Consider the following 25370-nt stretch of genomic DNA (forward strand, 5'->3'; position numbering starts at 1 on the left):
TCACATGGCCCGGTCGCGTTCCCTGACCCCCGACGCGACAAGGCGCGGCAGGACATCGCGCGCAAGCCGGTGCAGGGCATCGACATAGTCGATCGCGCTGAAAATAACGCCATCGATACCGGCGGCGGCCATGCTCGCGAGTTTTGCGGCAACTGCCTCCGCATCACCGACAACGGGCATCCCCGAGCCGAGCGCCACCGTGCGGCGCATGAAGCGCATCTGATCCGAATCCTCCGCCACGTTGTTTTCGCGTGCCAACGTGGAAATGAACCCGTCGATCGCCGCGTGATCGGCGCGGTCTTCGGAATAGTGGCGCAGATAGTCCGCGGCTTCCCTGTCCGTATCTTTCAGCACGAGCTGAGCATTCGTCCAGACCTGAATATCCCGCCCGAATTCATCGCGCGCGAGCGCCTTGTATTTCGCGACCTGAGCCTGCCACTGATCCGTACTTTCACCGAAAATGCCGATGAGGCCCATGTTCGAATGGCGCGCGGCAAAACGCATGCCCGTGTCGGAAAAACCGGCGTTCATGATCGGCACGCCGTCGCCCCGGATCGGCTGCGGGCGCGAGAGCGCGCCCTTCATGGAGAACCAGCGGCTTTCGAAATCGAACTCACGCGTTTCAGACCAGAGGCGACGGATCAGCGCCAACCATTCGGCGAGATATTGATAACGCTCCTCATGGCCGAGCATTTCGATTCCGAACATCTCGAATTCGCGGCGGTTCCAGCCGCCGACCACGTTCATGCCGAAGCGCCCGCCGGAAATGGCGTCGATCGTCGCGGCCTGTTTCGCGACGATCAGCGGGTGCACGGTGGGCGCATGCGTGGTGGCGAAAACGCCGATACGGCGCGTGGCCTGCGCGATCGCGGCGGCATAGGTGAACGGTTCGATGACATCGTGCGAGGCATGGTGAAAGTCGCCATCGACATAGCCCTTCCACCGCGCGATGGGCACGATCGCTTCAAGCCCGGCGTCGTCCGCCATCTGCGCGATCCGCAGACATTCGGTCCAGTTCGGGGAGAAAAGCTCCGGCACCGTCGTCAGCGCCGGCATGGTGTTGGCGCAGAAGACACCGAGCTTGAGGCGGTTTGCCGAATAGACGGGATGCGCTGTGTGCGCGGTCATTGCGTCAGAGACTCGCGGCGAACGCGCATGCCCGCCTTTTCGCGATCCCAGGTGTCCACCGTCACGCCCTCTTTCCGGAGATCCCCCTTCAGGACTTTCGCTGACGGCGTCTTGGGCAACTCGCTCATCACCCGTATGTAGCGCGGCACCATGAAATAGGGCATGCGGGCGACAAGAAATTCTGTCAGCGCGACCATATCGAGGGTGGCGCCGGGAACGGGCGCCACAACCACCATGACCTCGTCTTCGGAATATTCGCTCGGCACGCCGATGGCCGCGCACTCGCGCACGGCAGCATAGGCGCAGACCTCTGCCTCGACCTCGAAAGACGAGATGTTTTCGCCGCGGCGGCGGATGGCATCCTTCATCCGGTCGACGAAATAGAAATAGCCGTCCTCGTCCATGCGGAAGGCATCGCCGGTATGGAACCAGCCGTTGCGCCACGCCTCCGCCGTTGCGACCGGATTGGCATTGTAGCCGCTGTTCATGCCCCAGGGCCGATCGGTACGCACGATCATCTCGCCGACTTCGCCGACGGGAACCTCGCAATCGTTGCGATCGACAAGGCGGACATCGACGCCGGGGCGCGGGCGGCCGCAGGTGCCCCGCTTCACCGGGTTTGCTTCCGACACGATCGGAGAGGAAATCTCCGTCATGTTGAAAATCGTGTAGATATCGATGCCGAAGCGCGCCTTGAACGCCGGCGCATCATCGGTGAACGGCACCATGAAGGCCAGCTTCACCTTGTGATCGCGGTCGCGGTCCGAAGGGGGCTGTTTGATGAGAAACGTCGCCATCACGCCGAGCAGGAAAACCACGGTCGTTTCCGTTTTGCGCACGACATCCCAGAACGTGTCCGTCGAATAGCTGTTCACCACCGCGACCGACGCGCCGCGCGCGAGCATGACGAACGGCGGGCCCATGCCGCCGATGTGGAAGATGGGCGCGACGGTCATGTAGCGGTCGTCCTGCGTCACCATCGGCCAGCTTTCGGGCCCGGCGTTGGAGAACATGTGGAGATACGACGACAGCACGCCCTTCGAAGGGCCGGTGGTACCCGAGGTGTAGATGATAGACTGGATATCCCACGGATCGATCGGCCGATCGAGCGGAAGCAGTTCGGCCTCGGTGCCCGAGAGATCCTCGAAACGCGACGTGGAAAGACCGAAATCCGGCACTTCAAGCCGGGTCGTGAGCACCGCGTGCGTGAGACCCGCGTTTTCGATTTCCGAAAGCCTCGGCGCGAGTTCTGGGTGAACGATAATAACCCGGGCGCCGGAATTCGCGACGACATGCGCCAGCAGGGCGCCCCGGTAGGCCGTGTTGAACGGCACGAAAACGGCGCCGATATAATTGATCGCGTAGAACGCCAGCAAGGCATCCGGCCCGTTTGGAAGCCACAGCGCGACATGATCGCCCTGCCGGATGCCGAGCTTCTGTAGACCGGCCGCCTTCTCGATCACGCGCCTGCGCAGATCGAGGAAGCTCCATTCCTCTCCGTCCTCGAAGATCACATGGGTTTTTGCCGGGCGCTCCACCGCCCACCGATCAACCAGATAACGCAGGACACACTGGTTCCTGTCGGGAATGCGCGGATCGTGAAAATCGCGCGCGGCGCCCTTGCCGTCAGCCATCGCAAAAACTCCCCTCGTACAATGCTCGTCGTTGCGGCCCGAGACAGCTCCGGCCGATGTGCACGCATCACCCGCGCGGGCCCTGACCTCAGTCGAGGCCGATCAAGCGCATGCAGGCATGGACCACCTGCTCGATGACATCGCTCCTCCGGCGACGGCTCCCGCGCCAGTAGCAGTTCGGAATCCAGGACAGCAGGCCGCCCATCCACACCGACATCGCTGCGGCATCGTGCAGGGTGACGAGCCCGTCGGCGCGGCACTGCTCGACCAGGCGCGCGATCCTGAGATCGAACTCATGCCTCAGGCGCAGGATCTGCTGGGCATCGATATTTGTGAGGTTCTTCATCTCGCGCTGGTAGACGACGATATATTCCATGCGATCGATGATGATCGCAGCCACTTCCCTCAGCGCGACCCGAAGCTGCTCGACCGAATTGCCCGGCGCCGCCGCAGCGCGGTCGAGCGCATCCAGCGATTCCGTGACACCGACAGCGCAGACCGACGCCAGTATCTCCGCCTTGTTCTTGTAGTAGGTATAGAGATACGGCTTGGTGACGTTAAGCTCGTCGGCCACCATGTCGAGCGTCGCGATCTCGTAACCCTTTTCGTGGAACAGGCGGCTCGCAACCTCAAGGATGCCCTGCCGCTTCAGGGCGACGACATCGGGTTTCGACATGCGCCGACCGCGCGGCCGCGTCTGACGCGAGACGGTCGCCGGAACGGCTTCGGTCGGTTTGCTTCGCGTTGCTTTCTTCATGCAGCCCTTCTCAGGATCTCCAGTATATCGGCTGGCGACCGTACCGGACGTGGATTGGTCCGCCCCCAGATATCAAGCATGGTATATTCAGCAACCTGTTGGAAGCGGTCTTCACCGACACCGACTTCAGAGAGCGTGCGCGGCATGCCGAGCTTGCGGATGAACCTGTCGAGCGCGTCCGAGGCCGTGCTGTCGGGTTCGCCGAGGCAGGCGCTGATACGCTTTTGCCGAGCGGCATCATATTCAGCATTCCACGCCAGAACATACGGAGACATGACGCAAGACGTGTAGCCGTGCGGCACATCGCAGGTGCCGCCGAGGATGTGCCCGATCGCGTGGCTCGCCCCCATCGGCACCCCGCCGATGATCGAGATCATCGACTGCCAGGCGCCGACTTGACACTTCAGGCGCCCCTCGATGTCCCCGAAATCCTGCCTCACGCGGCTCAGCCCCTCGACAAGGAGACGCAGCGCGCTGTCTGCAAGGCCATCGGCGAAATCATTGGACTCGTAGGACGCCAGCGTTTCGACGGCGTGATCGACCGACCGCACGCCGGTCGAGAACCACAGCCATTCGGGTGTGTGCAGGGTCAGTTCGGGATCCAGAACAACCGCGACGGGGGCCATGTTACGGTGCTCGTACCCCTGCTTGTGCATCAGCGCCTCGTCGGTCGCGCCTGACAGAGCGTTGAACTCGCCGCCCGAAAGCGTCGTCGGTACGCAGATCACCCGAACATCAGGGCCTACGGTGATGGGATTGATGACCTGGCCGTCGTCGGTGACATAGGTTCTGAGTGGCTCGAACGCCTCGACGGTCCGCACGTCGTGCTTCAGCAGCAGCGCGATGATCTTGCCCGCGTCGGTGACCGATCCGCCGCCGATCGTGACGATAAGATCGGCGCCTGCAGCGCGCGCCGCGTTCGCACCCGCCAGCACGCCCGACCTGGGCGCGTGCGGCTGGATGCCGGTCCACGTCGCCGCATGACGGTTCCCGAGCGCCGCCTCGACGTTCCGCACGGCGTCGGTTGTATCGGCAAGCGTCGTTCCGGCCAGGATGAACACACGCTCCGCGCCCAGAAGCGCGGCCTGCTCGGCGATCGCCTCCGCAGCGGGCCGACCGATAATCACGCGCTCGGTCGACGTGAACCCCATTGTCGTTCCAGCCATGTCATCCTCCATATTTCCGCTGATGCTGACACAACAAATTTCTACTGTCCAGTATATTCAAGCCCCACGCGCGCGTCGGCGACGATCCGGACCTTGACTAATATTATACTCATGAGTAGGCGTGGACGAGCAGCCTTTCGGATCCTTTTGGGGAGTACGCAGTCGTGGATGTGCGGAACGACAAGCGCGATGCAGGGCCCCTGTCCGGCATCCGCATCGTGGAATTTGCCGGCCTCGGCCCGACACCCTTTGCCGCAATGCTGCTCGCCGATTATGGCGCGGACGTACTTCGCATCGATCGAAAAGGCCAGCCCGGCCTCTCTCCGGGCGATGGCCGCCAGGACTTTCTGTGCCGCAGCCGAAGCTCGATCGCGCTCGATATAAAATCGCCCGAGGGACTTGCGCTCGCGAAACAGTTGATCGGCGAGGCGGACATCCTGCTCGAAGGCTATCGGCCCGGTGTCATGGAACGGCTCCAGCTCGGTCCGGACGTGGCTTTCGCGCTCAACCCCCGGCTGATCTATGCGCGGATGACGGGATGGGGGCAAACCGGCCCGCTGGCGCACAAGGCCGGACACGACATCAATTATGTCGCGCTGACCGGCGGGCTGCACATGATGGGCAGCGCGGACGCACCGCCGCCGCCGCCGCTCAACGTCGTGGGCGATTTCGGCGGCGGCGGCATGCTGATGGTTTCCGGCATTCTGGCGGCACTCGTGGAGCGGCAATCCAGTGGACGCGGCCAGATCGTCGACGCTGCCATGATCGACGGCGCGGCCCTGCTGCTGACCCAGCTTTACGCCTGGCGGGCCATGGGGTTCTGGTCCTCCGAGCGATCCGCAAACCTTCTCGACGGCGGCGCCTATTTCTACAGATGCTATGAAACTGCGGCCGGCTATGTGGCTGTCGGTGCGATCGAACCCCAGTTCCACGCCGCGCTGATCGCGGGGCTGGGCCTCGACCTCGAAGACTTCCCCGACCACATGAACAGGGCATTCTGGCCCGCACGAACAAAGCAACTGGAAACCCTGTTCAAAACGCGGACGCGCGACGACTGGGTTGCTGCATTCGAGCCGTTCGACGCCTGTGTTTCACCCGTGCTGACGCAGGACGAGGCCATCACCCACCCCGCGAACACCGCGCGCGATGTCTTTACGCACAGCGGCGACGCGCAGCCCAACCCTGCGCCGCGCTTCTCGCGCACACCCGCGCAGATCAGGCGCCCGCCGACATTGCCGGGCGAAGGCGGCCGCGACGCGCTGAGCGCATGGGGCATCGCGGAGGCGGAAATCGAGGCTCTCGTGTCTCGCGGTGTCCTTGTGGTTGAATGATTGCCGGCAAGCAAGCCGAGCGGGGACATCTTTTTCGCGCAGAAACCGGCCCTCACTTTTCCGCGGGATACCCTACCAGCTGAGCTGAAGCTCGGTCAGCCCCCGGAAGTGAACCCCGCGCCAGTGCGGATCGCGTGTTTCCACGCGCACATTCGGCAGGCGCCGCGCAAGCGTTGCGAGCCCGATTTCGCCTTCAAGCCGCGCCAGCTCCGCGCCCACGCAGAAATGAATACCGCCGCCGAAGGTCAGATGCCGGGGCCCATCGCGTGTAATATCGAACACATCGGGATCGGAAAAAACTCGGGGATCGCGATTGCCCGCGCCAAGCATCGCCATGACGCGCTGGCCCGCGGCGATCGTGTGCCCGCCGAGCACCGTATCGGCAAAGGCCTTGCGATAGGTCATGGTCAGCGAACTTTCGAAACGCAGAATTTCTTCCGACGCCGAAAGCGCGAGCGCCGGATCGTTCACAAGCTTTTCCCACTGTTCGGGATGCCGGTGCAGAGTGAAAAGCCCGTTTCCGAGCATGTGAGCCGTGGTTTCGAACCCCGCGCCGAACAAGGCGATCGCGACCGTGGTCATTTCCCACTCGGTGAGCCCGCTTCCGCCGTCGCGCGCATTGAGCAGCGCCGTTGCGAGATCATCGCGAGGCGCGCTGCGCCTGCGATCGAATATGGTTTTGAAGAAGCGTTCGAGGAACAGGATCTGATCGTTGGCACGTTTCAGATCGGCTTCAGGAAGCGGCCGCATTTCCAGAACGAGGAAACTGTCTTGTATCGCCTTGTTGAGCGCGGCGAGCAGATCGTCGTCGGCTTCATCCGCATCGATACCAAGCATGTCGCACATGACCGCAGTGGGCAGCTTGTAGGCGAATTCATGGATGAACTCCATGCGCCCGTTTGCGATGACATTGTCGATCAGGCGATCGGTGATTTCCTGGATTCGCGGGCGCATGGACTGGACGCGGCGCGCCGTGAGCGCCTGCGTGACCAGCCCGCGAAGCCGCGTATGCCTGGGGGGATCCTGAAACACGAAGACGTCGGCAAGCCACCGATAGGCGGGATGCGAGAGAACATCGAAATCATCACCGTAGAGAAGCCGGATGTTGCGTTCGAAATCGCCCTGGCCGAAATTCTGACGGTCCATAACGATCGCGCGGATATCATCGTAGCGCGTGACCACCCAGTAACCATGCCCCGACCAATGCACGGGATCGCGCTCGCGCAAGATGGCGAAGGCGCGATAGGGATCGGCAAGCAGATCAGCATCGCCGGGATCCATCGCGAAATCGCGAAGCCAGCGCTCGGGTGCGGCATCCGCCGTCATGAAAGTCTTTCCGGGTGATAAATGGGCCTGAACCTTCCTGCTTCCCGAGCGATGCGAACGGCATGAACGCCGCCGAAATGCGCGGGCACCAGAAGCGCGCCGCGCTGCGCCGCTTCCTGCAACACCGAATAACGGCTTTCACGCGCCGTATCCTGATCCTCGCAGAACTGGCTGTTCCAATCCGGGTTGTGAATCTGAATGGGGTGGTGAAGCACATCGCCAACGAACAACGCCGCATCATCCTTCGCCAGAACGCGCATGGCGAGGTGCCCCGGCGTGTGCCCAGCCACCGCGAACAGATCGATACCGGGCCGGACTTCGAAGCCGCTCTCCGCCCACACGACACGATCCTGATCGATCAGCGGCCGGACACTGTCTTCAAACACGCCGGCATTCACCGCCTTGCCCACGGCGGAAGGTTCGGCGGTCTCATCTTCGGGATCCCAGCAGGCGCGATCGCCGAGCGGCAGGACATAGCGCGCATTGGGGAACGTCGCCTTCCAGCCTCCCTCGTCGCGAACCGTGTTCCAGCCAACGTGATCGATATGCAGATGCGAACACACAACCGTGTCGATATCGCCCGGTTCAAAACCCGCCGCCCGAAGCCGGCTCAGGAAATCGGTCTGCAGCCCCCCGAAGATCGGAATGCCCGGCCGTTCCTTGTCATTGCCCGCGCCGGTATCGAACAGGATTTTTTCGGTTCCCGTATCGATCAGCCAGCTTTGCAGGAAGCCGTAGATCAACCCGGTTTCGGCCTGGTGATAATCCGGCACGAGTTCATGTTCATGCGGTTGCCAGCGCGACTCCTCGAAGCCCCGAAACATCTTCGAGGGCGGCGCGAAACCGCCCTGCCACTCCTCGATGCGGTGGAGCGTCATGTCCCCTACGCGAAACCTGTCCATTCCCTGCACCTCAGATGCTTTCCGGGTGCCGGGAGCCGGAGCCTCCGGCACCCGGACCACGCTGACGCGATCAGAACGTGTAGCCGAGCGTGAACCCGTAAGTGCGCGGCGGGATCACCGAACCGACGCGCACCAGCGCGAATGTCGGCGCTGTCACGATATTGTTCGAAATGGCGAACTTGTCGGTAAGGTTGCGCGCCCACAGGCTCGCGGACAGCCCGCTTTCGTGCTTGTAGGTGAGGTTTGCGTTGATGAGCGCGTATCCGCTCTGCTCGGCATCGCTGTTGTTGAACTCGGTGAAGTAGACCTTGCTTTGATAGCTCATGTCTGCCCCGAGCGTCAGGTCGCCCGAACCGACCTCGACGGTATAATCGAATCCGGCACCGAACGAGAACTTCGGCGCGTTCGGCAGGCGCTTGCCGTCGAGATCCGCAAGCGCAGGATCGGACGGACATGCATCGTAGGAAATGCCCGGACGGCTGACCGCAGCGCCGTAGTAGCCGTTGCAGAAATCCTGGAACTTGGCATTCAGATAGGCGGCATAGGCATTGAGCGTGAGATTTTCGTTCACGCGGCCGCTCAGTTCAAGCTCCGCGCCATAGTTCTTCGCCGCACCGGCATTGATCGTTTCGACAATGCTCTGCGCATTCACGAAGCCGACCTGCAGATCGGTGTAATCGTAATAGAACACGGCGCCGCTGAGCAGAAGCCGATTGTCTGCAAGCTGCTGCTTGAAGCCCGCCTCGTAATTCCACACGAATTCGGGATCGATGACCGAGTTCGCGCTGCCCACATTGATGACGCCGGATTTGAAGCCGCGGGTGACGGTGCCGTAGATCAGCGTCTCATCGCCCGGACGCCATTCCACGAGCAGTTTTGGTGTGATCGCTCCCCAACCCTTTGACCTATCAGTGGGAATGTCGATTCCGGCGGCTTCGAAGCTGAATCGCCCGACACCCTTGCGCCGCTCGTAGCTGTAGCGCGCGCCGGCCGTGACGCGCAGCTGCGGGGTCAGGTCGAACGCGGCCTGCGCGAAGACGCCGTAGGACTTTGTATCCACCGTGCCGCGCTGGAAATAATTGCCGTCGTTAAACGTATCAGCGGGCAGGCCGAACAGAAGGCCGAGATTGATGGTGGGAACCTTGACCTCGCCGTACAACTCTTCTTCGAAATACATGGCGCCGGCAAGGATATCGAGCCCGCCGCTCTTGTAGTTCAGAAGCACTTCCTGGCTGAACGAGCTGGCGTCTTCGATATAATTGTTCTGGCCGAACATCCAGACATCGGACACATCGAGGTCGGTCCTGTTGAACCGGTAGAAATCGCGGTAGGCGGTGATCGACTTGAAATTGAAATTGCCCGAATCCCATTCGACGAGGGCCGTGTAATTCTCGCCATTGCGGATGTTTATGGGGTCTTCATCGGAATATACGTTGCGCAGGTTCGGCTTTTCGCCGCGCGCGGTATAATAATCGAAGATCGTTTCGCCGCCCAGCAGCTTGTGCGGAAGCCCCTCGGCCGGAACGATCGTCGGGCCGAAATAATGGAAGGCATAATTGTTGTCGTCTTCCTCATAATGCTCGACGATCAGCGAGGCGGTGAGTTCGGAAGACAGGCGCGCTTCGAGGATACCGCGCACGGCAAAGGCATCGCGGTCATCGACGTCGGAGCCCGTGAACAGGTTTTTGCCGAAGCCGTTGCGCGTTTCCTTTTTGCCCGCGACCCTGAAGAGCAGCTTGTCCGCCACGATCGGTCCGCCGACGGCACCTTCCAGCGTTACGGCATCGTAATTTGCGTATGTGCCACGAATGTAGCCCGAGAAGTCTTCCGTCGGCTTCGCGGTTACGAGATTGATCGCACCGCCGGTGGCGCCGCGCCCGTAGAGCGTGCCCTGCGGGCCGCGCAGCACCTCGATCTGCGCAAGGTCATAGAAGCCCGCCAGCTGCGCCGCCGGCCGCGAGATCATGGCGCCGTCCTGAAGGAACGCGACGGCACCGTCGGCACCAAGATCGATGCTTGTCATGCCGATGCCGCGAATGAAGGTGCGGTTCACGCCGAACTGGTCGCCGATCGAGACATTGGGAACCGACGACTGCAGGTCGCCGATATCCTGGATGCCGCCCGGGCCGAGATCCTGCGAGGAAATGGCGGATACGGCCGCAGCAGTGTCGGCAAGCGACGTGTTCTGGCGTGTGGCGGTGATAACGATTTCGGCGCCCTGCGCGGCGTCTGCGCCGTCCGTGTCGGCAGCTTGCTGCGCCCAGGCCATGCCGGAAAACGATGCCGTCGCCAGAAGGCCGACCCCAAACGCAAAAACACAAGAGTTCCGTCGCATTTCAGCACCTCCCCGATTGTTTATGACTTATTCCGCAATGAATATACTTGCGAGTAGTTTTTTAAGCAAGAAACTTTCGATCTGCCATACTGACTGGTACGCACTTGTTGGTCAGGAATTTACAGTGTGCTTGAACAGAAAGTCGGCGGGATCGGCCTTTCGCGTCATGCGCCAGAAGGCATCGTTCCGCCACGGTGTGATCGCAACGATGCGCCCGCGCGTGTTGCGATACCAGTTTTCCGTGCCGGGATGCGTCCACACCAGCTTTTCGTGGGCCGCGTCCACCCGATCCGAATAGTCCGCGTAGACCTGCTCCTTCACTTCAACTGCGGCCGCGTTCTGCCGGATCATCTCCTCGACGATGCGCAGCGCATAATGTGTCTGGTTTTCGATCGACCGGATCATGCTGCCGCCGTGACCCGCCCCGACATTGGGGCCGAGCAGAATGAAGAAGTTCGGAAAGCCGGCGACAACCGTACCAAGATAGGCGGCGGCATTGTCGCCGTCCCAAAAATCGCTGAGCACGCGCCCGCCGCGCCCCACAACCTCGTAGGAGCCGAGGACGTTCGCGGCCTGGAATCCCGTTGCAAGGATCAGGATATCTGCTGAAACACCTTCGCCGCTGTCTGCGACGAGCCTGTCTCCCTGAATTTCGGCAAGCCGCTCGGGGATCAGACGGACATTGTCCCGCCGAAGCGTGCGATACCAGCCGTTGTCGAGCAGCATGCGCTTCGCGAACGGTGGATAATCGGGCAGAACATGCGGGAGCAGATCCTGCCGGTCGCCAAGCTCATCCATCACATAGCGGGTGAAATACTCGCGGTGACCGTCGTTGATCGCGTTCACCGCACGCGCGGGATCGTGCCAATCGGGGTCTCTGAACAGCGTTCCGTGCACCCTGTCGTTGAACGTCCACGACAGCCGCTGTTCGTACCACGCCCTGTAGAGCGGCACGACCTGAAGGAGATAGCGCACCCCCTCCGGAACCGGCTTCCTGAACTGCGGAAACGGCGCGGCCCACTGCTTCGAGCGCGCAAAAATCGTGAGTTCCGCGACGCTCCCGGCGATGGCGGGGACCACCTGCATGGCCGACGCGCCATTGCCGACCACCGCGACGCGCTTGCCCGATACATCCAGATCTTCCGGCCAGTCCGACGTGTGAACCACGCGGCCCGTGAACCCCTCCAGCCCCGGAATCTTCGGAACGAGCGGCGTGTTCAGAATGCCCACGGCGCTGAAGATGATGTCCGCGTGGTGATATTCGGTCTGCCCGCCCTTGTTGGTGACGGTGACCTTCCAGCGGTTCTCGCTTTCGATCCATTCAGCTTTCTGCACCGACGTTTCGAAACTGACGCGGCCTTCGAGGCCGTGCTCCCGCGCCGTATCGACGAGATAGGACGAAATCTCGTCGCGAAGCGGAAAATACTTGGACCAGTCGGCGCCGCGAAATGAAAATGTGTAAGTGAGGTTCGGCGTGTCGACGCCGCAGCCGGGATACCGGTTTTCCCACCATGTGCCGCCGAACTGCGTGTTTTTTTCGAAGATCCGGCAGTCTATGCCCATCGCAGCGAGATTGATCGCCGCGCATATTCCCGATACGCCCGCGCCGATGACAATCGCGCTCAGCGGCCTCGGCGGCACGGGCGCCGGCATTTCGTCTTCCAGCCGCATCGCCGAAGCGACGACGTCACCATATTCGGGCGGAACATCTTCGACCATCGCAATGCTCAGCATGCGCGCGAGTTCGGCATTTCCCGGACGCGGCAAGACGAAGTCCCGCCCGTTCAACCACCCGACTATCGCATCGTAGGCGGCATCCCGAATCTGCTGTTGAATGTCTTCAGGCAGCCCGGCCGAATCATTATCGTCGAGACCCTTGCCACGCCTCGGCACAAACGGCTCAGCCAGCCACTTCGCCTCTCCTGTCATCTGGTAAAGGCACATGAGGAGCGACGGAATATTGCCTTGATCGACGCCCGCGCGAAGCCGGACGAGATCGACGGCTGTGTCCGCTGAAGGCCTGTCGGTGATCTTTTCCAATCTCGCGTTCTCCCACTGCACGGCACCACGATCCCGCACATGATTTTATCTACTCTTGAGTATAACAATGTGTCAATGCTGAACACGAGGCGGACGGCCGCACGTGTAAAATTATATACTTTACAGTATAATCTTGCCCCGAATGAACCGGGTGCGCCGCGCACCTTCAAGGCGTCGGCAACCGTCGATTGTTGGAGAACTTGCCTACCGGCCCGGGGCGAGCATCGTTTCGGGGCGGACGAGGGCGCGGAAGCGTTTTTCGTCGATGAGGCCGAGCGCTGTTGCGGCTTCCAGCAGGGTCAGCCCGTGCGTGTGCGCGTGCTTGGCGATGGCGGCGGCATTGTCGTAGCCGATCTCCGGCGCGAGCGCCGTCACCAGCATCAGCGAGCGATCGACGAGATCGGCGATGCGGTCGCGGTTCGGTTCGATCCCGGCCACGCAGCGATCGGCGAAGCTGACGGACGCGTCGGCGATGAGGCGAATGGACTGCAGCACGTTGTACGCGATCACGGGCTTGAAGACGTTCAGCTCCAGATGCCCCTGCGCGCCGCCCACCGTGACGGCGACGTGATTGCCCATCACCTGCGCGGCAACCATCGTCAGCGCCTCGGCCTGCGTGGGGTTGACCTTTCCCGGCATGATCGAGCTGCCGGGCTCGTTTTCCGGGAGTGCAAGCTCGCCGAGCCCCGAACGCGGGCCCGAGCCGAGCAGGCGGATGTCGCTGGCGATCTTGTTGAGGCTGACCGCAAGCACGTTGAGCGCGCCCGACAGCTCCACCATCGTATCGTGCGTGGCGAGCGCTTCGAACCTGTTGGGCGCAGGCTCGAAGGGCAGCCCCGAAAGCCGCGCGAGTTCCTTTGCAACGGCCTGCGCGAACCCTTCCGGGCTGTTGAGCCCGGTGCCGACCGCCGTGCCGCCCTGCGCCAGCCGGTAGAGCCGCGGCAGCACCGCCTCCACGCGCGCGATGCCGTCTGTCAGCTGCTGCGCGTAGCCGGAAAATTCCTGCCCCAGCGTGACCGGTGTCGCATCCTGAAGATGCGTGCGGCCGATCTTCACGATATCGGCGAACGCCTCCGCCTTCGCCGCGAGCGCCGCCTGCAGGTGCGCAAGCGCCGGGATCAGGCGTTCGTTCACCTCGCGCGCGGCGGCAACGTGCATCGCGGTGGGGAACGTGTCGTTGGAGCTTTGCGAGGCGTTGACGTGATCGTTGGGGTGGATCGGCACCTTGCCGCCGCGCGTGCCCGTGAGAATCTCGTTGGCGCGGCCGGCAATGACCTCGTTGGCGTTCATGTTGCTCTGCGTGCCGGAGCCGGTCTGCCAGACGACGAGCGGAAACTGATCGTCGCGCGTGCCTGCCGCGACCTCGGCGGCGGCCTCCATGATCGCGGGGGCGAGATTGTTGTCGAGCGCGCCGAGTTCGGCGTTCACGAAGGCTGCGGCCTGCTTGATGAGCCCGAGTGCGCGCACCAGCGGCACGGGCATGCGCTCGCCGCCGATGGGGAAATTGCCGATGGAGCGCTGCGTCTGCGCGCCCCAGTAGGCGGACGCGGGCACCTCGATCGGCCCGAAACTGTCTGTTTCCAGGCGCGTGCCGGTCATTTCTTCCGGAAGGCGTCGAGCGTCACCACGTTCGAACCGTCGCCGCTCTCGGGCGGCGCCGCGTCGGGTTCGGGCTCCGGCGCGGGCGGCGTGACGCCGTCGGGCGTCGGGAACTGCAGCGCGAACTCGACGGAGGGATCGTGAAAGCCGGTGATCGCCGAATAGGGTATCGAAAGTTTGGTCGGCACCTGGTTGAACGAGAGGCCGATTTCGAAGTGCTCGCGGCCGATGTTCAGATCCCAGTAGCGGTGCTGGATGACGATCGTCATCTCGTCGGGATAACGCTGGCGAAGGTGCGCAGGGATTTCCACCCCCGGCGCAGTCGTTTTGAAGGCGATGTAGAAGTGATGGTTGCCGGGCAGGCCGCCATCGGCCTCCACCCGCTTCAGAACGCCGTACACCACGCCGCGCAGGGCATCCTGCACGATCTCGTCGTACGGGATCAGGCTTTCGGGAGTTTCGGCGTTCATGCGGCCCTCTTCGTCACAAGGGCACTTGGTGGCGCGGCGCCGCGGCGCGGTCAAGCCCGAGCTTGCGGGAACGTGAAAGTGGGGAGCTTCTGTTGCCCGGCGCTCCCCGTGCCGCTGGTGTCCGCTTCTGTTGCCCGGTGCGGCCCGAACCGCGCTAAGCCTTGTAACCTGTTCCCCGAAGGGCTTCAGTTACGCAGCGATCGCGAATGCCTCGTTATCGTTGGCATTTGTAGGTTTTGAACGGTTTTGCGGCGCATTCAGGCCGGGCAAAGAAAACCGTCTTTCAGCACACGTCGATCCTAGTTCGGCCCCATGTCCGGACAGGCTGGTTATGCCTGCCCGGTGAATTGGTGGAGCCGCCGGGTACCGCCCCCGGGTCCGCTGTACCTATTTCACGGCATCATTTATCGCCATAGCCGTCCGAAGACGGCAACACCCATATAGACGCTATCGCCGCGCTTTTGAAGAGTGCCGTGCAACAATCGTGCGATAGCGCTGCAAAAGGGCACCGTTGATCGTGTCCCAGTCGAAACGTCTGCTGATTTCCCGCCCCGCATTTCCGGCAGCGATGCGCGCCTGCGGGTGCGCGATGTAGTGGGCAAGCGCATCCGCCGATTCGTGCACGTCGTCGGGCGTGGTGAGGCGTCCGTTGAGGCCGTGCGTGACGAGGCTGAGGCTTCCGGTCGCGCGCGCGGCGACGACGGGAAGCCCGCTCGCCATCGCTTCGAGCGTCACATTGCCGAAGGTCTCGGTGGACGACGGGTTGAACATGACGTCCGCCGAGGCATAAGCGCGCGCGAGCGCCTCGCCCGCCTGAAACCCGAGAAAAATGCCCTGCGGCGCCTGCACCTCGATCCAGGGCCGCGCAGGGCCGTCTCCGACGAACAGCGCCTTGTAGGGCACGCCGCGCGCATCGAGTTCCGAAAGCGTCGCCGCGAACGTGTCGAGGCCTTTTTCAAGCACCAGACGGCCCACGAACAGAATCACCGCCTCTTCGTCGGCGATGCCGAGACTGCGGCGCCAGTCCGTATCGCGGCGGTCCGGGCGGTAGATTTCGCCGTCGATGCCCCGGCTCCAGATATGCACATTGCGGCTCATGCGCTGGTCCGTCAGCACCGCCGCCATGCTTTCCGAAGGCGCGTAGATTTCGACGCAGCGACGGTAGAGACGGCGGAGCAGCGTTTCGATCACCGTCTGCATCCAGTGCATGCGGTAGTACCGGAAATAAGTCTCGAAGCGTGTGTGGACCGACGCCACCGCCGGCTTGCCGCGCGCGCGCGCCCACGCAACCGCGCGATGCCCGATGATATCGGGTGAGGCGATGTGAACGATGTGCGGATCGAAGGCCTTCAGATCCGCCTTCACGCCGCCGATGCCGAAACCCAGCCGATATTCGCCGCGCCCCGGAATCGGCACGGACGGAATCGAAACCAGATCGCCGGTGGGCTCGAACGCCGGGTTTTCGATGGTCGGCGCATAGATTCGCACCGCGACCCCCTGCCGCAGCAGATAGCCGACCAGGCGGTTCAGCGCCTGATTGGCGCCGTCCCTCACATAATTGTAGTTGCCCGAAAACAGGGCGACCCTGAGATCGCTGCTAGGCAATATGTCGCTCCGCATCGTGAACGTGCCGGACGTTAGTCGATCCGCGGAGCAAATTCCAACAAAGGCACATGAATTTCAGCAGGCTCCGTGTTCGCCCGCCTTTCAGCCCTTGGGCGCCGTGATGCAACCCCGAAAGTCACATCGGACCGGCAGGTGAGGGATGCAGGCAACAGTGCGCCGTTCAATCCCTGCGGTCGCTGTTCTCGTCGCTGTCTTGGGCGTCTTCACTGAAATCGATACGGTTCAGCGAGCGCTTGCCCGGCGCCGGCGGGGCCAGCAAGGCGACGAAGAGCAGCGCGCCGACTGCGCCCGCGACCCACCAGAGCATAGCCCGACCTCCAAATCCCCGTGTCCCATGATGAGACACGCACGGATCGTGCCATCCTGACCGCAGGGCGGAAATCCGACCTTCCCGCTCCGCCCGGCCAGGCGTTGCCGGAGGCGGTGTAAAGCACGCCGACGTATCCGCCCTGAAACGACAAGGGCCCCGCCGGTTTCCCGGCGAGGCCCTTGTTCATCAAACAGGCTTCAGGCCCTAGACGGTCGCCGCCTCGGCAGCAGCGGCCGCAGCCTCTGCGGACTGCGCCGCATCGAGCGCCCGCTTCTGCCGCGCCCGGATCTGCGCATCGCGGCTCGATGCCGCAATGCGGGCACGGGAGAGCGCCGCGCCGGTTCCGGCCGGGATCAGGCGGCCCACGATCACGTTCTCCTTGAGACCGATCAGCGTATCCGACTTGCCCTGCACCGAAGCCTCGGTGAGCACGCGCGTCGTTTCCTGGAACGAGGCTGCCGAGATGAACGAACGCGTCTGCAGCGACGCCTTGGTGATGCCGAGCAGGATGGGCTTGCCCACCGCCGGATCACGACGTTCCTTCGTCGCCTTGATGTTCTCCTCGTTCAGCTCCTCGATGTCGATCTGTTCGCCGACGAGCAGCGTGGTGCCGCCCGAATCGGTGATTTCGACCTTCTGCAGCATCTGGCGGACAATCACCTCGATGTGCTTGTCGTTGATCTTCACGCCCTGGAGACGATAGACCTCCTGAATCTCCCAGACGAGATATTCGGCCAGCGCTTCCACGCCGAGCACGTCGAGAATGTCGTGCGGATCGGGATTGCCGTCGAGCAGATAGTCGCCGCGCCGCACGAAGTCGCCTTCCTGCACCGAGATGTGCTTGCCCTTCGGGATCATGTACTCGGCCGGATCCGAACCATCTTCCGGGTGGATGATGATGCGGCGCTTGGTCTTGTAGTCCTTGCCGAACTCGATGCGACCGTCGCAGCGCGCGATGACGGCATTGTCCTTCGGCTTGCGCGCCTCGAACAGCTCGGCGACACGCGGCAGACCGCCGGTGATGTCGCGGGTCTTCGCCGCCTCGCGCGGAATACGCGCGATGACGTCGCCGGCCTCGACCTTCTGCCCCTCGTTCACCGAGAGAATGGCATCGACCGACAGCATGTAGCGGCCGGCCTCTCCCGAGGTCTCGTCGAGCAGCGTGATGCGCGGACGCAGATCGCCGGACTTCGGCTGGCTGCGCCAGTCGACCACCATCTTGTTGGTGATGCCGGTGGCCTCGTCGACGTTCTCGGTCAGCGAGATGCCCTCGATCAGATCCTGGTACTTCACCGTACCCGTTTTGTCGGTGATGACCGGCAGCGTGTAGGGATCCCACTCGGCCAGACGATCGCCCTTCGACACGATGTGCCCCGGCGCGTTCGCGAGGATCGAGCCGTACGGGATGCGGTGCGTCGAACGCTCGCGTCCGTCCATGTCCATGATCGCGAGTTCACCGTTGCGGCTCATCGCGATGTGACGGCCACGGCTGTCGGTGATCGTGTCGAGGTTGCGGTGCTCGATCGTGCCGTCGAAGCTGGATTCCAGCGTCGACTGCTCGGAGACCTGCGCCGCGCCACCGATGTGGAAGGTCCGCATCGTAAGCTGCGTGCCCGGCTCGCCGATCGACTGCGCCGCGATGACACCCACGGCCTCGCCGATGTTGACCGGTGTACCGCGCGCGAGATCGCGGCCGTAGCAGGCGCCGCAGACGCCCTGGCGCGTCTCGCAGACCAGCGGCGAACGGATCAGCACCGACTGCGGCGCCGCCGCCTCGACGATCGCCGTTTCGGCTTCGGTCAGCAGCGTGCCGGACGGCATGACGACTTCGTTCGTCTTGTGATCGACGACATCCGCAGCCAGCGTGCGGCCGAGGATGCGTTCGCCGAGCGAGACGATGGTGGTGCCGCCCTCGACGATGGCCTTGATGGTCAGCGCGTTCTCGGTGCCGCAATCGTCCTCGATCACCACGCAATCCTGGCTGACGTCGACGAGACGGCGGGTCAGGTAGCCCGAGTTCGCCGTCTTGAGCGCGGTGTCGGCCAGACCCTTGCGGGCGCCGTGCGTGGAGTTGAAGTATTCAAGGACGGTGAGGCCTTCCTTGAAGTTCGAGATGATCGGCGTTTCGATGATCTCGCCCGACGGCTTGGCCATCAGGCCGCGCATGCCCGCGAGCTGCTTCATCTGCGCCTGCGAACCACGCGCGCCGGAGTGCGCCATCATGTAGATCGAGTTGATCTGCATTTCACGGCCGTTCTCGTCGACCGGACGCGCGGAAATGCGCGCCATCATCGCGTCGGCGACACGGTCTCCGCAACGTGCCCACGCATCGACGACCTTGTTGTACTTCTCGCCCTGCGTGATCAGACCGTCCTGATACTGCTGCTCGAAGTCCTTCACGAGGCCGCGCGTCTCATCGACCATCGCTTCCTTCTCGTCGGGGATGACCATGTCGTCCTTGCCGAAGCTGATGCCGGCCATGCAGGCGTGGCGGAAGCCGAGCCCCATGATCGCATCGGCGAACAGCACCGTCTCCTTCTGACCGCACTCGCGGTAGACGGTGTCGATGACGTCCGCGATCTCCTTCTTGGTGAGGAGGCGGTTGACGATTTCGAACGGCGCCTTGTGGTTTTTCGGCAGACACTCGCCGAGCAGCATGCGGCCCGCCGTGGTTTCGACCCGCTTCATGTAGGTCTTGCCGTCCTCGGAGGTCTGCGGAACGCGGCTGATGATCTTCGAGTGCAGCGTGACCGCCTTGGCGTTCAGCGCCTGGTGCACTTCCGACATGTCGGAGATCAGCATGCCCTCGCCCGGCTCGCCCTTGCGCTCCATCGACAGGTAGTAAAGGCCGAGAATCATGTCCTGCGAAGGCACGATGATCGGCTTGCCGTTGGCAGGCGACAGGATGTTGTTCGTGGACATCATCAGGACGCGGCATTCCAGCTGCGCCTCGAGGCTCAGCGGAACGTGCACGGCCATCTGATCGCCGTCGAAGTCGGCGTTGAACGCGGAGCAGACCAGCGGGTGAAGCTGGATCGCCTTGCCCTCGATGAGCACGGGTTCGAACGCCTGGATGCCGAGACGGTGAAGCGTCGGCGCGCGGTTCAGGAGGACGGGGTGCTCGCGGATGACTTCATCCAGAATGTCCCAGACTTCCTTGCGTTCCTTCTCGACCCACTTCTTCGCCTGCTTCAGGGTCATGGACAGACCCTTGGCGTCGAGGCGCGAGTAGATGAAGGGCTTGAACAGTTCGAGCGCCATCTTCTTGGGCAGGCCGCACTGATGCAGCTTCAGCTCCGGACCCGTGACGATGACCGAACGGCCCGAATAGTCGACGCGCTTGCCGAGCAGGTTCTGGCGGAAGCGGCCCTGCTTGCCCTTCAGCATGTCGGACAGCGACTTCAGCGGACGCTTGTTGGCGCCGGTGATGACACGGCCGCGGCGGCCGTTGTCGAACAGCGCATCGACGGCTTCCTGAAGCATGCGCTTTTCGTTGCGGACGATGATGTCCGGCGCGCGCAGTTCGATGAGCCGCTTGAGGCGGTTGTTGCGGTTGATGACGCGGCGATAGAGATCGTTCAGATCCGACGTCGCGAAGCGGCCGCCGTCCAGCGGGACGAGCGGACGCAGCTCGGGCGGGATCACCGGAACGACGTTCAGGATCATCCACTCCGGGCGGTTGCCGGATTCCAGGAAGCTCTCGATGACCTTCAGGCGCTTGATGATCTTCTTGGGCTTCAGCTCGGACTTCGTAACCGCGAGCTCTTCGAGAAGGATCTTCTTCTCGCCTTCGAGATCGAGGCTTTCGAGCAGCTTCTGGATAGCCTCTGCGCCGATGCCGGCGGTGAAGGCGTCTTCGCCGTGCTCGTCCTGCGCGGCGAGAAGCTCATCCTCGGTGAGGAGCTGATACTTCTCGAGCGGCGTGAGGCCGGGCTCGATGACGATGAACTGTTCGAAATAAAGCACGCGCTCCAGCTGCTTGAGCTGGATGTCGAGCAGCATGCCGATGCGGCTCGGCAGCGACTTCAGGAACCAGATGTGCGCGACCGGCGCGGCCAGCTCGATGTGGCCCATGCGCTCGCGGCGCACCTTGGAGACGGTGACCTCGACGCCGCACTTCTCGCAGACGATGCCCTTGTACTTCATGCGCTTGTACTTGCCGCACAGGCACTCGTAGTCCTTGATCGGACCGAAGATGCGGGCGCAGAACAGGCCGTCGCGCTCCGGCTTGAAGGTCCGGTAGTTGATCGTCTCCGGCTTCTTGATCTCGCCGAACGACCACGAGCGGATGCGCTCCGGGCTCGCGAGCCCGATGCGGATCTGGTCGAAAGTCTCCGGCTTCGCCGCCGGGTTGTAGAAGTTCATCAGTTCGTGGTTCATACCGCCTCCGAATTTCTGCCCCGCGCCAATCGGCGCAGGCGGATGAGGAAACCGCTTCCGGCCCTCACGACCCTCCCCCGCAAGCGGGAGAGGGAGAGATCATTCATTCCGCCGCGATGGCTTTCGCCTCGGCTTCGTCGTCCTCGCTGTTGCGCAGCTCGACGTTGAGGCCGAGCGAACGCATTTCCTTAACGAGCACGTTGAAGCTTTCGGGGATGCCGGCCTCGAACGTGTCGTCACCCTTGACGATCGACTCGTAGACCTTGGTGCGGCCGGCAACGTCGTCCGACTTCACCGTCAGCATTTCCTGAAGCGTGTACGCAGCGCCGTAAGCCTGCAGCGCCCATACTTCCATCTCACCGAAGCGCTGACCGCCGAACTGCGCCTTGCCGCCCAGCGGCTGCTGGGTGACGAGGCTGTACGGCCCGATCGAACGCGCGTGGATCTTGTCGTCCACAAGGTGATGCAGCTTCAGCATGTAGATGTAGCCGACCGTGACCTTGCGATCGAACATCTCGCCGGTGCGGCCGTCGTACAGCTCCACCTGGCCCGACCGGTCGAGACCGGCGAGTTCCAGCATGTCCGACACGTCCGCTTCGCGGGCGCCGTCGAACACCGGCGTCGCCATCGGCACGCCCGACGCGAGGTTGGAGGCAAGCTCCAGGATCTCGGGATCGGACTGGCCGTCGATTTCCGTGTTGTACTGCTGGCCGTAGATGGCTTTCAGCTTCTCGCGGATATGTTTGGCATCGCCGCCGCCGAGCCCCTTTGCCTGAATGTCGTCGAGCAGCGCGCCGATCTGCTTGCCGAGACCGCGTGCGGCCCAGCCCAGATGCGTCTCGAAGATCTGACCGACGTTCATGCGCGAAGGCACGCCGAGCGGGTTGAGCACGATGTCCGCATGCGTGCCGTCGTCGAGGAACGGCATGTCCTCGATCGGCAGGATGCGGCTGATGACGCCCTTGTTGCCGTGACGGCCGGCCATCTTGTCGCCCGGCTGCAGCTTGCGCTTCACCGCCACGAAGACCTTCACCATCTTCAGCACGCCCGGCAGCATCTCGTCGCCGCGCTGCAGCTTGTCGACCTTCTCGGCGAAGCGGCGGTCGAGACTCTTGAGCGCCTCTTCCCAGGTTGCCTTCATCGCTTCGAGATCGGCCTGCCGCTTGTCGTCCTCGACAGCGAACTTCCACCATTCGCGGCGCGGCTGCTCGGCGAGAATCGCGTCGTCGATCACGGTGCCCTTCTTGAGGCCCTTGGGCGCCGCAGTCACGGCCTGGCCGATCAGCATGTCCTTCAGACGCGTGTAGGTCGCGCGGTCGAGAATGGCGCGTTCGTCGTCGCGATCCTTCTCGAGACGCTCGATCTCCTCGCGTTCGATCTGGAGCGCGCGCTCGTCCTTGTCGATGCCGTGGCGGTTGAAGACGCGGACCTCGACCACCGTACCGGCAACGCCCGGCGGCAGCTTCAGCGAGGTGTCGCGAACGTCGCTGGCCTTCTCGCCGAAGATGGCGCGAAGCAGCTTTTCTTCCGGCGTCATCGGGCTTTCGCCCTTCGGCGTGATCTTGCCGACCAGGATGTCACCCGGCTCGACCTCTGCGCCGATGTAGACGATCCCCGCCTCGTCGAGGTTGCGCAGGGCTTCCTCGCCGACATTGGGGATGTCGCGCGTGATGTCCTCCGGCCCGAGCTTGGTGTCGCGGGCCATCACCTCGAACTCTTCAATGTGGATCGAGGTGAAGACGTCGTCCTTCACGATCCGCTCGGAGATGAGGATCGAGTCCTCGTAGTTGTAGCCGTTCCAGGGCATGAACGCGACGAGCACGTTGCGCCCGAGAGCGAGTTCGCCCAGCTGCGTCGAGGGACCGTCGGCGATGATGTCGCCGCGGCCGACGATGTCGCCGACCTTCACCAGCGGGCGCTGGTTGATGCAGGTGTTCTGGTTCGAACGCTGGAACTTGTGCAGCGTGTAGATGTCGACGCCGGACTTGCCGGCATCTTCCTCTTCCGTGGCGCGGATGACGATACGGGTCGCATCGACCTGATCGATGATACCCGTGCGCCGCGCGGCGATCGCAGCGCCCGAATCGCGCGCCACGGTGCCTTCCATGCCGGTGCCGACGAACGGCGCCTCGGCGCGGAGCAGCGGCACCGCCTGACGCTGCATGTTCGATCCCATGAGCGCGCGGTTCGCGTCATCGTTTTCAAGGAACGGAATGAGCGACGCGGCGACCGACACGAGCTGCTTGGGGCTGACGTCCATCAGCGTGATGTGCGCCTTGGGCGCCATCAGGAACTCGCCCGCTTCACGCGCGGAGACGAGATCTTCGGCCAGGCGGCCTTCGCCGTCGAGCCCTGCGTTCGCCTGCGCGATCGTGTGCTTGGCCTCTTCCATCGCCGACAGATAGATGACGTCGTTCGTCACCTTGCAGTCGAGAACCTTGCGGTACGGCGTTTCGATGAAGCCGTACTTGTTGATGCGGCTGAAGGTCGCGAGGCTGTTGATGAGACCGATGTTCGGGCCTTCCGGCGTCTCGATCGGGCAGATACGGCCGTAGTGCGTCGGGTGAACGTCGCGGACTTCGAAACCCGCGCGCTCGCGGGTGAGACCGCCCGGTCCGAGTGCCGAAACGCGGCGCTTGTGCGTCACTTCGGACAGCGGATTCGTCTGGTCCATGAACTGCGAGAGCTGCGAGGAGCCGAAGAACTCACGCACCGCCGCAACAGCCGGCTTCGCGTTGATGAGGTCGTTGGGCATCGTCGTTTCGATATCGACCGACGACATGCGCTCCTTCACGGCGCGCTCCATGCGGAGCAGGCCGACGCGGTACTGGTTTTCCAGCAGCTCGCCGACCGAACGCACGCGGCGGTTGCCGAGATTGTCGATGTCGTCGATGTCGCCCTTGCCGTCCTTCAGCTCCACGAGCGTCTTCACCACCGCAAGAATGTCTTCGTTGCGGAGCGTCGTCACCGTGTCTTCGGCATCGAGATCGAGGCGCATGTTCATCTTCACGCGGCCCACGGCCGAGAGGTCATAGCGCTCCGGATCGAAGAACAGACCGGCGAACATGCCTTCGGCGGTTTCGCGCGTCGGCGGCTCGCCGGGGCGCATGACGCGATAGATTTCGGCAAGCGCGTGATCGCGCTCCTCGACCTTGTCGGCCATCAGCGTGTTGCGCATCCATGCGCCGATATTGACGTGGTCAATGTCGAGCAGGGCGATGTCCGTGATGTTCGCGCCGTCGAGCTTGGCGAGATTCTCTTCCGTCACTTCGTCGCCGGCTTCGATATAAATCTCGCCGGTCTTGTCGTTGACGAGATCGAACGCCGAATAACGGCCGAAAATCTCCTCGGTGGGGATCAGCAGCTCGGAGAGACCATCGTTTTCCGCCTTCTTGGCGGCGCGCGGGGTGATCTTCTTGCCCTGCTCGAACACGATTTCGCCGGACTTGCCGTCGACGATGTCGAACATCGGCTTGTTGCCGCGCCACTGGTCGGCGAGGAACGGAACCTTCCAGCCGCCTTCGGCGCGCTTGTAGGTCACGCGGCCATAGAACTGGTTGAGGATGTCCTCGCTGTTCATGCCGAGCGCATAAAGCAGCGTCGTCACCGGCAGCTTGCGCTTGCGGTCGATACGGACGTTGACGATATCCTTGGCGTCGAACTCGAAATCGAGCCACGAACCGCGGTACGGGATCACCCGCGCGGCGAACAGGAACTTCCCCGAAGAGTGCGTCTTGCCGCGATCGTGATCGAAGAACACGCCCGGCGAACGGTGCATCTGCGAAACGATGACGCGCTCGGTGCCGTTCACGATGAACGTGCCGTTCTCGGTCATGAGCGGCATGTCGCCCATGTAGACGTCCTGCTCCTTGATATCGAGCACCGAGCGGCTTTCCGTATCGGGATCGATTTCGAACACGATCAGGCGCAGCGTCACGCGCATCGGCGCCGCGTAGGTCATCCCGCGCTGGCGGCACTCGTCGGTGTCGTACTTCGGCGCTTCAAGCTCGTAGTTGACGAAATCCAGCTCGGCGGTGCCGGCGAAGTCGCGGATCGGAAACACCGACCGCAGCGTCTTTTCAAGGCCCGAGACGTAACCGCGCGACGGATCGGAGCGCAGGAACTGCTCATACGATTCGCGCTGCACCTCGATGAGGTTCGGCATCTGCACGACTTCGGTAATATGCCCGAAGACCTTGCGGATACGCTTTTTACCGGTGAAGGATTTCGCCTGGGTGGCCATGCTGTTTGTCGCCCTTGCTCTTCAAATGTCGTCAGGCGCTGACACGAAAAAAGCCGCAGGCTCTCCCACATTCGAGAGAACCGCAGCTTTCCGCATCAAGCCGCAGCCGATCCATTCGTACGA

At 63.0% G+C, this 25370-nt stretch carries 15 protein-coding genes and 1 other RNA gene; 1 reads left to right on the top strand and 15 read right to left on the bottom strand.

Annotation, left to right across the window (positions count from 1 at the left end):
* From GGQ98_RS05260 to GGQ98_RS05275, 4 genes are all read right to left on the bottom strand, one after another.
* Complete coding sequence (locus GGQ98_RS05260; RefSeq protein WP_184066188.1) at nt 1-1128, bottom strand: LLM class flavin-dependent oxidoreductase; 1128 nt, start codon at nt 1126-1128, stop codon at nt 1-3.
* Nucleotides 1125-2762, bottom strand: coding sequence for an AMP-binding protein (locus GGQ98_RS05265; RefSeq protein ID WP_184066190.1), 1638 nt, complete (start codon nt 2760-2762; stop codon nt 1125-1127). The genes GGQ98_RS05260 and GGQ98_RS05265 overlap by 4 nt, the downstream gene beginning before the upstream one ends.
* An 88-nt stretch (nt 2763-2850) precedes the next feature.
* Nucleotides 2851-3519 carry a TetR/AcrR family transcriptional regulator gene (locus GGQ98_RS05270; protein ID WP_184066193.1) on the bottom strand — a complete coding sequence of 223 codons (669 nt, stop codon included), beginning with the start codon at nt 3517-3519 and terminating at the stop codon, nt 2851-2853.
* Entirely contained in the window at nt 3516-4685 is a 1170-nt protein-coding gene (locus tag GGQ98_RS05275) for an iron-containing alcohol dehydrogenase (RefSeq protein WP_184066196.1), read from the bottom strand. Before GGQ98_RS05275 ends, GGQ98_RS05270 begins: the two co-directional genes overlap by 4 nt.
* Nucleotides 4686-4849: 164 nt before the next feature.
* Between GGQ98_RS05275 and GGQ98_RS05280 the strand changes: the two genes are divergently transcribed.
* A complete protein-coding gene (locus GGQ98_RS05280; RefSeq protein WP_341534144.1) occupies nt 4850-6016 on the top strand; it encodes a CaiB/BaiF CoA transferase family protein in 1167 nt (388 codons plus the stop codon).
* Nucleotides 6017-6088: 72 nt separating this feature from the next.
* On the opposite strand, the gene GGQ98_RS05285 is transcribed toward GGQ98_RS05280, so the two are convergent.
* The 11 genes from GGQ98_RS05285 to rpoB form a co-directional block, all read right to left on the bottom strand.
* A complete protein-coding gene (locus GGQ98_RS05285) occupies nt 6089-7342 on the bottom strand; it encodes a cytochrome P450 (protein WP_184066198.1) in 1254 nt (417 codons plus the stop codon).
* Nucleotides 7339-8244 (bottom strand): MBL fold metallo-hydrolase, encoded by a 906-nt coding sequence (locus GGQ98_RS05290; RefSeq protein WP_184066201.1) that lies wholly within the window; start codon nt 8242-8244, stop codon nt 7339-7341. The genes GGQ98_RS05285 and GGQ98_RS05290 overlap by 4 nt, the downstream gene beginning before the upstream one ends.
* Before the next feature lie 70 nt (nt 8245-8314).
* On the bottom strand, nt 8315-10579 hold the full coding sequence (locus tag GGQ98_RS05295) for a TonB-dependent receptor (RefSeq protein ID WP_184066204.1): 2265 nt from the start codon (nt 10577-10579) through the stop codon (nt 8315-8317).
* Between the two features lie 111 nt (nt 10580-10690).
* Nucleotides 10691-12619: a flavin-containing monooxygenase gene (locus GGQ98_RS05300; RefSeq protein WP_243451715.1), complete on the bottom strand. Its 1929-nt coding sequence runs from the start codon at nt 12617-12619 to the stop codon at nt 10691-10693.
* 204 nt (nt 12620-12823) lie between these two features.
* Complete coding sequence (gene fumC, locus GGQ98_RS05305; protein WP_184066207.1) at nt 12824-14218, bottom strand: class II fumarate hydratase; 1395 nt, start codon at nt 14216-14218, stop codon at nt 12824-12826.
* Entirely contained in the window at nt 14215-14688 is a 474-nt protein-coding gene (locus tag GGQ98_RS05310; protein ID WP_184066210.1) for an SspB family protein, read from the bottom strand. Before GGQ98_RS05310 ends, fumC begins: the two co-directional genes overlap by 4 nt.
* A gap of 116 nt (nt 14689-14804) precedes the next feature.
* Nucleotides 14805-15158: a transfer-messenger RNA gene (gene ssrA, locus GGQ98_RS05315) on the bottom strand.
* The gene (locus GGQ98_RS05320; RefSeq protein WP_184066213.1) at nt 15136-16293 is read right to left on the bottom strand and encodes a glycosyltransferase family 4 protein; all 1158 of its coding nucleotides are present in this window, start codon (nt 16291-16293) and stop codon (nt 15136-15138) included. The genes ssrA and GGQ98_RS05320 overlap by 23 nt, the downstream gene beginning before the upstream one ends.
* A 181-nt stretch (nt 16294-16474) precedes the next feature.
* Entirely contained in the window at nt 16475-16621 is a 147-nt protein-coding gene (locus GGQ98_RS05325; RefSeq protein WP_184066216.1) for a hypothetical protein, read from the bottom strand.
* A 207-nt stretch (nt 16622-16828) separates the two neighbouring features.
* Nucleotides 16829-21004 carry a DNA-directed RNA polymerase subunit beta' gene (gene rpoC, locus GGQ98_RS05330; RefSeq protein ID WP_184066219.1) on the bottom strand — a complete coding sequence of 1392 codons (4176 nt, stop codon included), beginning with the start codon at nt 21002-21004 and terminating at the stop codon, nt 16829-16831.
* A 103-nt stretch (nt 21005-21107) separates the two neighbouring features.
* Entirely contained in the window at nt 21108-25247 is a 4140-nt protein-coding gene (gene rpoB, locus GGQ98_RS05335) for a DNA-directed RNA polymerase subunit beta (protein ID WP_184066222.1), read from the bottom strand.
* Nucleotides 25248-25370 lie beyond the last annotated feature (123 nt).

This window comes from Sphingosinicella soli (assembly GCF_014199685.1).
Taxonomy (GTDB): domain Bacteria; phylum Pseudomonadota; class Alphaproteobacteria; order Sphingomonadales; family Sphingomonadaceae; genus Sphingosinicella; species Sphingosinicella soli.